The sequence below is a fragment of the Njordella calcicola genome, assembly GCF_056494125.1.
The window spans coordinates 1,854,404-1,868,031 of the sequence record NZ_CM151396.1 but is presented as its reverse complement, the minus strand read 5'-3'; the positions used below and the strand labels follow the sequence as shown (position 1 = coordinate 1,868,031).

Annotated in this window: 11 protein-coding genes; 8 read left to right on the top strand and 3 right to left on the bottom strand. The window is 51.6% G+C overall.

The features are described 5' to 3' along the window. The first annotated feature begins 123 nt into the window (after positions 1-123). The 4 genes from SH302x_RS07110 to SH302x_RS07095 all read left to right on the top strand — a co-directional run bounded on the left by SH302x_RS07110 (position 124) and on the right by SH302x_RS07095 (position 3,936). A complete protein-coding gene (locus SH302x_RS07110; protein ID WP_479368038.1) occupies positions 124-2,127 on the top strand; it encodes a CotH kinase family protein in 2,004 nt (667 codons plus the stop codon). A gap of 21 nt (positions 2,128-2,148) precedes the next feature. Next, positions 2,149-2,916, top strand: coding sequence for a polyphosphate polymerase domain-containing protein (locus SH302x_RS07105; RefSeq protein ID WP_479368037.1), 768 nt, complete (start codon positions 2,149-2,151; stop codon positions 2,914-2,916). Positions 2,917-2,950: 34 nt separating this feature from the next. Further along, on the top strand, positions 2,951-3,616 hold the full coding sequence (locus tag SH302x_RS07100) for a DUF4956 domain-containing protein (RefSeq protein WP_479368036.1): 666 nt from the start codon (positions 2,951-2,953) through the stop codon (positions 3,614-3,616). A 128-nt stretch (positions 3,617-3,744) separates the two neighbouring features. Beyond that, on the top strand, positions 3,745-3,936 hold the full coding sequence (locus SH302x_RS07095) for a hypothetical protein (RefSeq protein WP_479368035.1): 192 nt from the start codon (positions 3,745-3,747) through the stop codon (positions 3,934-3,936). 263 nt (positions 3,937-4,199) lie between these two features. On the opposite strand, the gene SH302x_RS07090 is transcribed toward SH302x_RS07095, so the two are convergent. Further along, positions 4,200-6,890 (bottom strand): hypothetical protein, encoded by a 2,691-nt coding sequence (locus tag SH302x_RS07090; RefSeq protein WP_479368034.1) that lies wholly within the window; start codon positions 6,888-6,890, stop codon positions 4,200-4,202. A 546-nt stretch (positions 6,891-7,436) separates the two neighbouring features. Here SH302x_RS07090 and SH302x_RS07085 point away from each other — a divergent pair. The 4 genes from SH302x_RS07085 to SH302x_RS07070 all read left to right on the top strand — a co-directional run bounded on the left by SH302x_RS07085 (position 7,437) and on the right by SH302x_RS07070 (position 12,214). Next, positions 7,437-7,766 (top strand): transcriptional regulator, encoded by a 330-nt coding sequence (locus SH302x_RS07085; protein ID WP_479368033.1) that lies wholly within the window; start codon positions 7,437-7,439, stop codon positions 7,764-7,766. Between the two features lie 440 nt (positions 7,767-8,206). Next, on the top strand, positions 8,207-9,232 hold the full coding sequence (locus SH302x_RS07080) for a hypothetical protein (RefSeq protein WP_479368032.1): 1,026 nt from the start codon (positions 8,207-8,209) through the stop codon (positions 9,230-9,232). Positions 9,233-9,303: 71 nt separating this feature from the next. Then, the gene (locus SH302x_RS07075; protein ID WP_479368031.1) at positions 9,304-11,250 is read left to right on the top strand and encodes an ABC transporter ATP-binding protein; all 1,947 of its coding nucleotides are present in this window, start codon (positions 9,304-9,306) and stop codon (positions 11,248-11,250) included. 25 nt (positions 11,251-11,275) lie between these two features. Beyond that, positions 11,276-12,214: a prenyltransferase/squalene oxidase repeat-containing protein gene (locus SH302x_RS07070; RefSeq protein ID WP_479368030.1), complete on the top strand. Its 939-nt coding sequence runs from the start codon at positions 11,276-11,278 to the stop codon at positions 12,212-12,214. 23 nt (positions 12,215-12,237) lie between these two features. Here the strand turns inward: SH302x_RS07070 and SH302x_RS07065 are convergent, their stop codons facing one another. Both SH302x_RS07065 and cmk read right to left on the bottom strand, forming a co-directional pair. Then, on the bottom strand, positions 12,238-12,900 hold the full coding sequence (locus SH302x_RS07065; protein WP_479368029.1) for a lysophospholipid acyltransferase family protein: 663 nt from the start codon (positions 12,898-12,900) through the stop codon (positions 12,238-12,240). A gap of 27 nt (positions 12,901-12,927) precedes the next feature. After that, entirely contained in the window at positions 12,928-13,602 is a 675-nt protein-coding gene (cmk, locus tag SH302x_RS07060) for a (d)CMP kinase (protein WP_479368028.1), read from the bottom strand. Positions 13,603-13,628: the final 26 nt, after the last annotated feature.

The following is a 13,628-nucleotide window of genomic DNA, read 5'->3' as shown; positions in this document are numbered from 1 at the left end:
CACAATTTTTTTTCTTGTTGCGGCGGTAAGTCGCGCGAGCTGGTGACTAGGCAGTTATGCGATGAAGCCGAAGCAACTCGGCACTTGCGAAAATTTGTCCATTGATGGCTGGAAACCAAGTATATGTTTAAAAAAATCCTGCTCACTTCGATTTTGGTAGTACCACAGCTAGCGGCTACAGGAGTTCTGCATGCTCAAGCTCCTGGCAATGAACAAAGTCCTGGCGGACCCGGCTTCGGCGGACCGGGCTTCGGCGGTCCCGGCTTTGGTGGACCGGGCTTTGGTGGACCGGGCTTCGGCGGACCGGGCTTCGGCGGCCCCGGCTTTGGTGGACCGGGCGGCATGAATCGACCTAATCTGGAGATCCTCAAAAAGTTTGATGCAGACGCCAACGGCTGGTTGGATCAATCGGAAAGAGCCAAAGCTCGCGAGTACTTGAACTCTGACGAGGTCGCAAACAGCCGCCCGCGAGGCGGTTTTGGCGGACGACGTGGTGGCGGGTTCGGACCGCCGGGTGGCGGTCGCCCCGAAGGCAACGCTCAAGGGAGAGAGCCACGCGCTGAAGGCGGGCCACGCGGTGGAGGCAATGGGCGAGAAGGAGGCAGGCCTGAGGGACGTCGCGGCGGTTTTGGAGGCGGACGTGGTCCCGGTGGGCATGAACTGGAGCCTTTTTCCGAAGGCCCCAAAGTCAATGTGTCTGATGTCCAGGCTTCCGATGCAGCGCTTTACGATGCCAACACGCTGCGCACTATCTTTTTGACCTTTGAAGAAGCCGATTGGGAAAAAACGTTAGAGGACTTCCATGGCACCGACGTCGATGTGCCTGCCACGTTGATTGTCGATGGCCACCAATACCCTGGCGTCGGAGTCCGATTTCGCGGAATGTCCTCTTACATGATGGTCGGTACTGGACATAAACGTTCGCTGAACTTATCGGTAGATTATGTTGAGAATGGCCAAAAGCTGTATGGTTACAAAACGTTAAACTTGTTGAACGCGCACGAGGACGACTCGATGTTGGGAGCTGTCTTGTACTCCCATATTGCGAGGCAGTACATTCCGACCCCCAAAGCGAACTTGGTCAAGCTGGTGATCAATGGTGAAAGCTGGGGCATCTATACCAACATGCAGCAGTTCAATAAGGAGTTCTTAAAGGAGAACTTCGATACCGGCAAAGGAGCGCGTTGGAAAGTCTCAGGATCTCCGATGGGTAACGCAGGTTTGGCGTACATGGGCGAGGACTTGCAGGCTTACAAGAGCAAGTATGAAATGAAGTCTGGCGATGACCAGGACTGGCAAGCACTTGTCAGTCTCTGCCGCATCTTGAACGAAACACCGACCGAGTCGCTGGAGGGCGAATTGCGAAAGGTCGTCGATGTTAACGGATTGCTTTGGTTCTTGGCGCTCGATAACGCGCTAATCAATTGCGACGGCTATTGGATTCGCGCAAGTGACTACAGCATCTATCGCGATCCCAATGGAATCTTTCATATGATTCCAGGGGACATGAATGAAGCATTTCGCAAGCCGATGGGGCCTGGCATGGGCGGCTTTGGCCCTCCTGGCGGTATGCAAGCAGGCGGACCACCACCTGGCTTCGATCCACCACCTGGCTTCGATCCACCACCTGGATTTGGACCACCACCTGGATTTGGACCACCGGAAGGATTCCCCGGCCCCGCAGACTTCGCTGGCGGACCTCGAGGTGGTTTCGGTGGCCGCTCTGGTATCGCGCCGGTAGAAGGCGTCAAATTGGATCCGTTGGTCGGCTTGGACGACCAGACCAAACCACTAAGGAGCAAGGTTTTGGCGGTACCCGCCTTGCGAAGCCAGTATCTGGCTAACGTAAAAACGATCGCAACCAAGTCTTTGGCTTGGGACGCGTTGGGACCCGTCGTTCAGGAGTATCGCGATTTGATCGATGCGGAGGTAAAGGCCGACACGCGGAAGCTGGGATCCTATGACGCATTTGTCCATGCAACGTCTACTGGTGAAATGCCAAAGGCGAACCAAGACGTTGATCGCGAGCCTGGGAAACCATTCTCACCTGGCGCTGCGATGCGATTACGAGATTTTGCCATCGAGCGCAGCAGCTATCTAAACAGCTACCAGGAAGCAGCGAGATAATCAGAGGAGAAACGCACCACTATGAGTGATTTGATTGCCAAACGCGTTGAGTTGAAGTTTTCAATCGACGCTCAACTCTCGCGTGCCATTCGACAATGGGCTCAAGAGCATATGGATCGTGATGAAAACATTCCAGACCAGGCAACGGACGAGTATCGGATCAATTCTTTGTACTTGGACACGCCTGCTTTGGACATCTTTCACAAGAATCCTCAGTGCACCAAGCGCAAGCATCGCGTTCGACGATATGGTCACGAACCAGTCATCTGGTTGGAAACCAAACGTAAGTCGAATGACGTGGTTGGCAAACGCCGGACGCATTTGGTGGAAAATGAATTTGCGAGTCGGTTTCTCGCGGACTTGAGTAAACCAATGGAACCTGCGTCCCCGGCGCTTACATCGCTTGGTAGCGGCGAAAGTCCATCGGAGCCTGAGTTCGCATGGTTTCAAGAGCGAGTGCGAAAGTATCAGTTGGAACCATCGACTTATATTTCGTATGACCGATTTGCTCGCGTTGCTAACATTTCAGGTGCGGCGATGCGATTAACTATCGATTGCAACATCCGTGGAGCTGCCGCCAAGGACTGGACAATTCCAAAACAGTTGGACCAGCAAGATTCGCGGATGCTATGTGACGAAGAAATACTGGAGCTAAAGTTCACAGAAGTACTGCCACCATTGTTCAAGCAGTTAATGCTCGAATTCCAACTGGCACGTAGCAAGTTTTCCAAATATCGAACTTCAGTTGTCACCTTCCGACATGATCTCATGTTCGGTTTGGTTGCCTGAAGGGACACAGATTTTAAAGAAAGTCCTTAATCGGATGCCGGACGTTTTCTCGTTGGAACAAGTCGACTCCACTGACTTGTATGTGATGTTGATTCGATTAGTCCTCTCTGCAATTGCGGGAGGCTGTATCGCTTGGATTGCAAAGCATCGTAGTGGCAGTGCGACTGATGAAACGTTGACACTGACGTTGGTGTTGATGTGTGTGTTGATAGCCATGGCAACGCAGATCATTGGCTCTAATGTCGCTAGGGCATTTAGTTTGGTGGGGGCTCTTTCGATCGTCCGCTTCCGAACGGCCGTCTCTTCAACTCAAGATGTCGCCTTTGTTTTGGCAACGGTGGTAACTGGAATGGCGATCGGGGCAGGGCAGTACGCTATAGCTGCGTGTGGGGTAGTGCTGGTGATGATCATCTCTGCTCTACCTTTCGCCAGCCAGCTTACGAACCAAGCGAGCGATACGAAACGACCGTTTTGTTTGACCTTACAATCCACGTTAGGCTCTGATTCCACTTGGTTAGGAATTCTTTCGGAGATGACAACTTTTTTTGATTTGATGGGTGTGGAAACGGTGCGACGCGGCAGTGCAATCCAGTACCAGTATCATGTCGTACTGAAGGAGGATCTCGATGCAGCACAAGCGATTCAAAAGCTGACGATTGTTCCGCAAGTAGAGTCTGTTGCATTGAAGGTCACGACTTAGCCGGCGCTTCTTTACAGCGTACCTGTGGAGGCATTCGCAGCCAGAAGCGCCCCTTTCGGAAATTACATTTTTCGATTAATCTTCAAGGAATACTATCTAGTTTCTGCGATTGATTAACGGAACGCCCCATGATTTCGATGACCCCTGCGTACTTGCTGTATTTTATACCGGTACTGCTGGCGGTTTCGTTGGTCATTTCCGCCACCAGGCATGAGCAGCGACCGCTGATTCTGCGGAACTGGCTGGCGAATATGGTGTGGACCACAGTATTTTTGCTGGTAGTAGCTGCTTTTATGCAACTGGCACTGTGGCTAATCTAAAGAGTGTAAGAAAAATCCTCCGACCGTTGGCGGCATGAATCGGAGCCGCTGCGAGACTGGCGAAAATCGAGCGTACACTTGTACGAGCCCTTAGTGATCTTGGCCAACGCAAATTTATGGTCCCTCTGCCTTTATGACGGCCGGAGGTTGTGTGGTCTTCCGACCACACTTTCACTATAGAATCAGACGTTCATAAAGCATAGTGCGAATACCCTCAATTCGCATTGAATTCCGATTTCAATCCATCGGCCCATCGCGGTCTTTTATTGATCAGCAGGGACCGTAAGATAATTGCTGGTTGGCGTGAGGGTGAGCGATTCCAATGTCAAACCGTCGATCCTTGCAGCAATCGCGCCTCGCACGTCGAAGTAAAATTGCAGTGGCGTTTCCTGGGTAGCAATACGAAAAATTTCGAAATCTTGCCATACACCAAGTTTACTTTGATCGGCCGCAACTGGAACTCCAAGGGCTGAGCCGCCAAGTGAGTCGCAACATAGAATCCCTGCCAGTGGTTGGTCGCTGGGGTGCTCGATCATAACTCGACCACTTAAGCGAATCACACGTCCCGGCCAGGCTTCCATCGGGGGCGTACGCACGCGCATGGTCGAGCCTGCAAAACCACCTGGAATGACTTCGCCATTTCGGCTGCGGGCGGCAACCAACATGGTCGACCGATTAACCGAAGTCGCGTCTTGCATCACAGCGAACTGGTGGTCGACTCGGTCGGTCATTCGTCGACTGTGCGACCACCCTAGGTCTGTCATCTGCTGTAAATTTTCGAACTGTGCCGCGGGTATTTCGTGTCGCTGCCATTGACGACCGGCTGTCATACGGACCATTTGCCAATGCAACGGCAAACTACTCAAATTCGCTAAGAATGGGCTGCTGCGTGGATCGACGAAATTCGACTGCGAGCGCAACCAACTGCTGCGCAAGATCTCCAAGCTTGTGTTCAGCGATTGATCGCTATCTCGAATGGCAGCCGACAAGTTGTTCTGGGATTGATAGGTGGTCGCGTTGCGCAAGACCGATTCGGCTTCTTGCAAACGCGTCCACCAGGGATTGTTAAGCGCTAAGCCCTCTTGATGCAGTGTGCTTTGCGCTAGGGTTAGTATTTCAGCGGCGGCCTCCACTCGATTGGACGCGATCTGCCGGGCGTAGTTGGGCAACGAAGATTGCAAATACTGAAGCACCGCTCGGTCATTGGTTACAACCACATACTCGACAATGGCGGGATTGCTAATTCGAATCCCCCAACCTTCTGGCTTTGCTGTCAGGGGCAACGACTCCAACGTCCCGTTAGTTAGCCGATAGGCCTGTTCGCCAGTATTCTGTCTTGGAATATCGAAGTCCAAGTTGGTACGTTGCGGAGAGACGGGCGCGATTTGGTCGAACTCGCCTTGAGTAAGCAGTGTGACCAGCGAAGATCGTTCGGTATTGATGGCCGCTCCGGTAAACAGCGAATTTGCAATCGCCGCAATGGGTTGAGGTTCTAATCCGCTTTCGATCCAAGGCCGAAAGAATTCCAGTTCTGCATTCGCGGCACTCATCATCCTGGCACGGGCCAGATCTTTTTCAAGCCCCGAGTCCAGGGCAGTGGTTGAACGAAAGAAAGCCCCTTTGAAACCAAGCATAATGGTACGGGCAAGTGTATGACGAAGTTGGACCACGCTTGCAGGGTCGCTTGCTGCCCCCAAGAATTGCCCACGAGCATTGAACTGCGAAGTAAATACTTCACATTGCTTGGACCAAGCGTAAGGTGGTTCAACAACAATCGATGCAATCGGCAACGCCCGAGATCCTGACTGACGCAATTGCTCGCTAACCATTCGATTGGACTGTTGGTTTGAATTGATGGTGGTAGGCAGTGGCATTGGAAAGGCGACAATCTCTGCTAATCGACTGTAGAGTGCGTGCGACTCCATCGCTTCGACGAAACGAGGATGAGCCATGTGCGATGGAAAGTTGTTTGACTCAACGGCGATCTTCCGCGTATGCTCAAGGTCATCCAGTGATGCGGCCGAGGAAAGATGCCAACTGGTGATCGCTGCGCCAAGACTTTCTCCGCTGAGCGAATGCAGGTGTAACGGCGGAGGAGCAATGAGTTGCAAGCCTGTCCTACTGGCTTGCTGAACCAATAGCGAATCGGCTTCGTTCTCTGTGAGAACCGCGGTGAATCCCAATGACTTCAACCAGTCTAAACTCTCATTGCGATATTGTGCGATGCGTGGCACCGTCCGCTGCATTCGCGCCAACTGAGTTGCGATATCCAATGCCTCAGGAACCGCACTGGCCGATGTAAAGGTCGTTGGGAAGTCTTCGATGGGACCTGCGTTGGCATCGACCAAACCATCGACGGCCAAGTCATCGATCTGAAACTTCGTAGCCCCCGGACCGCTGTAGACATCAAACACAATCGCATCCACATACGCGTTGGATGCATCAACGACGTAGCCAACAGCTTGATTAAGGATGCGGAGCTGAGCGTCAAACTCGGACTTGATGTTTGTTACCGCAAGTTGCGACCACTTGCCACGGCCTTCATTGCTATTGCCAAATACCAGCACATGCGCGGGTGTTCCGCTGGCCGGATGGATTGACCTGGGCAAAATCACTCGCAACCCCATTCGTAGACCACGAGGGGCGGCTCGCATGTAGGCACTGCAAGTCAATTCAGGAATGAGGGCGGCGGGACGGATTGGGTAAACCATATAAATGAAAGAACCACCCGCGCAATTCACCTCTACCGACTCGCTGCTTTGGCCTGAGTAAGGCATGACCGTCGTAAGTTCGCTGGACGTTATGCGTGCGTTCGCATCCGAGCTCCATAGTAGAATTCGAGGTGGTCCCGATTCAAAACCATCCCTGATCTGGCCCTGTGCGATGGAAAGCACCAGCCCTTGGAAGATAAACAGCAGCGTAAAAACGAAGAACTGACGGGACACGGTAACCATGAACCCAACCGATGGTAATAAGTGTTGCGAAAACGCAACATCGGCCGGTCGATGGAAGCTTTTGGGCTGGGTAAATTGGTGCGACGAAGCTCGAAAATGAAAACATTTTCGCTTTTCGCTCAAGTTTGAGGCGTCGAGTTGTAGCTTGCAAGCGTCCATGAACTGTCCAGCTCAGCACAAATTCGATTCAATCTGCACAATGCGAATTCGACCTGAATTTTTCAAGTGGCGTGTGGATTTCGTGCAACACCCGGAATTCGAAGCTCCGGAAACACGTAACTGCTTTAAATACTGGAAGTTAGGTCGATAACGCAAGATGGGTTAGGTTGCGATTTTGCAACAAGCTGAAACAGGCAGGAAATCTGTAGCGACTGCGTAGAAAACTCTAAGTCCTTGACTTTCATTCATTTAGGTACGATTGTTAGCTGTCACAACGACGTTTGGCATTCGAACTGCGATAGTGATAAAACATCAAACTTGATGACGCGAATCAGTCAAAGATGTTGACTGACCGCAACCTTCCCTTGTTGAATTAGAGAGCGAACCATGAGTGCAGCAGCCAAGACTAACGAAGCCTTTGCAAATGAAACTCCAGTAGAACTTGCCGAGTTGCAAAAGGCAATTGATGCACTTCCAGTCGCTCAACGCGTGACGCTTGTGCCAGCCTTTCAGCGAGTTGTCGAAAGTACCAATCGCCGCCGCAAGATTCTGAACTTAGTCCAAGAAGCACTTGGCCAGTTGCGATTGGACATGAAGTATCTTGTGTTCGATTTGGAAGCAACCCGTCGCGAACGAGACTCCTACCGTGAGCAACTGCAAAGCTTCAATTTTGAAGACGATACCCAAGAGCCTCGCGACGAAGACGAAATGTTTTAATTGCCAGCTCTGAGTGATTCTTTGTGGAATACAGAGAATCGGCACCCAATATTTGAAAACTTCATCGCAGACCGTCCCTTTTTATAGCTGATAGCTTCTGCAGAGTTCAAGTCGCCACTTGATTCTGGATGATCGCCCGGAAGCGTTAGTGACTCATTTAGCCGGCCCAGTGAACACCTCCTCGCTGGGCTGGCTATTTTTTTGCCTCGACATTTCTCAATCTCTTCGCAACTCTAGCGACTTCTCCCGTCTGACAATTCCGCAGTCTAGAATGCGGCCGCCTGCGTTCGCGTCAAAAAAATTGCAATCACTCTTGGCTGGAAGCGTAAAAACGACGTTGCTTCAGTCGGCAAATTCTGCAATGGTGGCAACGCACCAAGTTCGGCGAAGCTTAGGATTTCTACTTCTGCCCCGAACCGAAAACAGCGGTTTGGTAAACAATGAATATTTTTGATTTTGTTCAATTCGATGAGAGTCGCTTTTCGCCTTCGGCGACCGATTCCGCTGCGTACCATCGCGACGTGCAAGCTGGTTACGACCGGATGCGAAACTCGACGGTGGTCATTGCTGGGCTTGCGCGAAACGTCTCCCACATCCTCCCAGCGACTATTTTGCGAATTGAGTCACTTGGTAGAAGCTTCGCTGACTACAACGTCGTCGTTTACGAGAACGACTCGGCAGACCACACGCGACAGTTACTACAAGCATGGTCAGGCATGAATCGGAAAGTCCAGTTGGTCTGCGAGCAATTGGAAGCACCAGTAAATCGTCCAATCCGATGTAGTTCACGAGCTCGTTGGATGGCCTATTATCGTAACTGCGTCCAACAGTACATCTTGGAACACACGCCCAAAGCTGATTACGTGGTGCTTTTGGATACAGACTTGATAGGTGGTTGGAGTCCTGATGGTATCGCTCACTCGATCGGCCAAACCGGCTGGGATTTCGTCGGCTCCAATGGGATGATCTACAAGCGAAAAGGTCTACGGAGCAATCATCTGGCACATTACGATGCGTGGGCCTTCCGGATGGACCAGCAAATGACGCCGATGACAACCAGTGAAGTCAATGCGATACATTTTCAACGTGGCGAAGCCATGGTACCTATTGCGTCTTGCTTTGGTGGCTTAGGCATTTACACCTATGAGGCGTTCGCGAATGGCACCTACGAAGGCGAAGATATCGAACATGTGGGCTTTCATCGCTCGCTGATCAAGCATGGCTTTGATCGCTTGTTCCTTAACCCAAGCCAAATTGTTTTGTACGGTCGGAAACACCGCCGCTTCGATAGATACGCTTGCGCTCTGCAAACCAATTTTTTAATCCGCCAAGTGTTCCGCTGCGAGCCTTGGATGTTTTATCGACGAATCGATTTCTCCCATTGGGGTGCAAATCAGTTGCAGCAGATGCTGGAGACCTCCGGTTCGGCCCCCCCCGACTTGGCGCGACGTTCTAACGCGGCTTAGTCAGGTATCGACCGAACGTACCGTTTTAACTCCAATCTTCTTAACCTTTGAACCACTAGATACGTTTTACAATGCGAAACTTCCGCCGAGCACTTAAAGACGCACTCAAGCACTGGCCGTCCATCGCGGTAGCGACACTCTGCTCCGTTTTTGTTGCGATCCTTTGGTCGGCGAACATTGGAGCCTTCTACCCTATTTTGCAAGTGGTCCTTGAAGACAAGTCAATCCAAGAGTGGGTCGATGAACAAGTCGTCAACAACAATACTTTGGCAACGAATTTCCAAGCGGAACTGGAGAGGCTGCAAGCGGCGCAAGCCAATGGCGAACTGTCCGAGCAAGACTTCACCATTCAGTCGACCGCTGTGATAAAGAGCCGCGATAACGCACAGGGCTCGAGCGACTACTACAAGAAGTTCCAACCCTTTGTAGACCGTTGGCTACCGAAAAATGCATTCCAGACGATTGTCTTGATCGTTGGCGTGCTCATGATCTCAACTGTGGTCAAGCATGTGTTTTTGGTAACCAACGAACTGTTGGTCGCTAGAGTAGCTATCGATGTTTCACGGAATCTTCGTTCCAAGCTGTTTTCGACGGCACTTTACATGGATCGGGCAAGCTATTCACAGCATGGCATCGCAGGCTTTAGCGCCCACATCACACATACTACAGAAGGTCTGACGGGCGGATTGGTGAACGTCCTTGGATCTGCCGTCCGAGAACCGCTGAAAATCATCGGTTGCGTAATCGGCGCGGCATTGATCAATTGGCGTCTATTACTGCTGAGCGTCGTCATTGCGCCTTTCGTGGGCTATACACTGATTTGGATTACGCGTCGTTTAAAATCGGTAACACGGCGAATTCTTGGACAAACCGCCATGTTCCATGAAGTGATGCTCGAATCACTGCACAATATGCAGACCGTTCAAGCGTATGGCATGGAGGAGCATGAATCGCAGCGTTTCAATGACTCGACCATGATGATGCGGAAGATTGGACTAAAGGTAACATTCTTTACCGCCTTAGCTAAACCGGTCATTGAGTTCCTTGGCTTAAGTATGATTTGCACAACGATTATCTGTGGCTCGTATCTGGTGCTCCGCCAGAAGACATCGCTGTTCGGGGTTGTTGTCGCCAACGAACCCATGACCGTCCATGCACTGTTGACGTTCTTCGGCATGCTTGTTGGAATGAGCGATCCGCTGCGAAAGCTTAGCTCCATCTATTCCAGCATCTACACTGGCAGTGTAGCAGCCGATGCTATTTATTTGGTCCTGGATCATCAGAATAAGATCGTCGACCCGGTTGAACCTAAGACGGTAGCTGAACCTCATCGCAAACTGGAACTATCGAATGTATCATTCGCATACCGCCCTGACCATCGCGTATTGAGCTCAGTAAACTTGGAGATTCCGTTCGGGTCGACGGTTGCGATCGTCGGTGCAAATGGAAGTGGTAAATCCACCATGATCAACCTACTGTGTCGTTTTTACGATCCAATTGAAGGCACCGTCAAAATCGATGGCGTTGATTTGAAGGAAATGAACGTCCAAGACCTTCGCCGACGTATCGCTCTGGTCACACAACAGACGGAATTGTTCAACAACACTATCCTTTACAACATCACTTACGGTGCAACGGAATCGACGCGAGAGCAAGCGATTCAGGCTGCGAAGGAAGCCCATGCCCATGAGTTTATTGCAACGCTGCCTGATGGCTATGAAACACGCGTCGGGCATGGCGGCCACCGGTTGTCCGGCGGCCAGAGGCAACGCATTTCGCTCGCCAGGGCTTTGTTGCGAAACCCCGAGTTCCTTATCCTGGACGAATGCACATCGCAAATTGACATGCACAGCGAGTTATTAATTCGCCAGTCATTACGAGAACACCGTGGCCGACGTACAATGATCATCATCACGCATCGCGAAGCTCTGTTGGAGTTGGCTGATGCAGTGTACGAAGTAGATCATGGTGTGCTGCAAGCGATCAGCCTTTCGGCGTTGGAAGCGCGAGCAGCGTAAGCAACGTTCATTAGACGGGCCGGCTTTGAGTCAGATTCCATTTCTTCAGCGATTGACGCTCCAGATGCTCGCTGGCGCTTCGCTGCTAGGCGACGACATACTAGAACCGCATCGCAGTTTCGTCCTGCAGAGTCAGAATCCCGATGGCGGTTGGTCGGGCCGCGAAGGTAGCAGCGATCTGTACTACACCGGCTTCGCTTTGCGCACCTTGGCCATCCTCGGCGAACTGCAAGGTCAATGCGCATTGAAAGCCGCGTCCTTTCTACGCGATTCACTCAACCGGTCGCAAAGCATTGTCGATCTCATTTCGCTGATCTATGGCGGACAGTTAATCGCAGCAGCAACGGACATCGACCCTTTTGCACAATTTGCTCCCGATTGGCCAAATCGAGTTGTTGCCTTCTTTGATACGCTGCGCCGCGAGGATGGCGGTTTTGCCAAATCGCAAGAAAGCTTGCTGGGGAGTTCCTATCAAACCTTCCTGGTCGTGCTGTGTCGACAATTACTCGAATTGCCAGTTCCCACCGACGATCCTTGCATCGGTTTCTTAATGGCACAACATCAAGCTGACGGCGGTTTCCTCGAAGTTCGAGTTGCCAAACGGTCTGGCACTAATCCCACAGCCGCTGCAGCGGTCGCCCTTGAATGCCTATCGGCCATGGACCCACAAACACGCATTGGCGTTGTTCAGTTCTTGCTGGAAATGCAAACCGAAGACGGTGGCTTTGCAGCCAATCAACGCATGCCTCTGGATGACCTACTGAGTACCTTCACAGCATTGGTGACTCTTTGGGAATTGGAAAGCTTGGAGCTAGCCGATTGGAAAGGGGCTGCGAAGTATGCTGCAAAGATGGCTCGAACCAACGGTGGCTTTGCTGGATTCGCCTTGGATCCTGCACAAGACGTTGAATACACTTTTTACGGCTTAGGGACACTCGCTCTACTAGCAGGTTTCTCGGATTAAAAACCACCGCGACTCCCCATCAATCACGGATTGCAAGTGGCGCGAAGCGCATGTGCTTCGTTCCAGCAAGCTTGCATCCTTTCGGTAACGATCGCCACCACCTGCTTGTCGTCTAGCTCACGATAGTCGTCAATGGAAATAGGCTGGCCTACGATCGCGGCCACGGGCCTGCGCTGCGGCAGCAGTTTTCCTTTTTTCAATATCTCACAGCCACCCACCACTGCCATTGGCAAAAGCGTAGCGTTACTCCGCTTGGCAACAGACAAGAAACCTCCCTTGATCGGCAACAGCTCACCGGTCCTAGAGCGAGTTCCTTCTGGGAAGATTAACACCGCCTTGCCATCTTTTAATCGTGCCAAGATCTCACGCAAGCCTTCCAGTCCGCCTCGTTCTCGATCGATGGGGATCGAATCATAGCAACGAATCAAGAATCCAAAGAACCGATTGTTGAACAATGACTTCTTTGCCAAATACACCAGCCGCCTTCGAAACAGGATACCTGCCAATACAGGATCAAGCGTCGACTGATGATTGCAGAGGATCAATACCGCCCCCTCGTCAGGCATATTGTCTTGTCCACTAATGCGGTAGTCCAACAGCAATACGGTCAGTAGGCGACATGAGCCATGTGTTACTCGATAGACAATGTCGTTGAGGATGCGTCGAGGTAAAGATACGTCAGCCATTTAGTTGATTCGTCGAAAAGTTAAGAATTACGAAGCCCGCTCGTTTTGACACTGTTGGCGACATTGGTTAACAATTTCAATCAGCCGCTGCAGCACCTGGTCTTCGTGCATTCCATCGGTGTGTACATAGACCGCGTCTTGCGCCACTTTCAGTGAACCATGTGGGCGATTGATATCATCAAAATCACGTTGTTCCTGCTCTGCAAGTATGGCTTCCACCGGAATATGCACTCCGTTTGCTGCCAGTTGCATATGACGTCGCGTGGCTCGTTCAAGTGGCGACGCAGTAAGGTAGATTTTGCATTGAGCGTTCGGAAACGCGACAGTGGCCTGATCGCGACCTTCCGTTACATAGTCGCCGGCATTCACGATTCGTCGCTGCCAATCGACCATAAACGCTCGGACTTCCGCATTATCGGCAATGGGTCGAATTACGCGACTTACTTCAGGGGAACGAATTTCCTGCGTTACATCTCGACCGTTCAAGCGAATGGAATTTTCTGAATACTCGATCGATGCGGACGTCACGCAGAGCGCAATCTGGGCACCTTCAGCGAAATCGATCCTTGCTTCCAGGCAGGCAAGCGTCGCTACCCGATACATAGCACCCGTATCGAGAAACCCGAAATCCAATGCGGCTGCAAGCTTGCGCGCCAGCACGCTTTTTCCCGCTCCTGCTGGGCCATCAATTGCAACGATCATCAACAACCAATCTAAGTGGTTTAAAA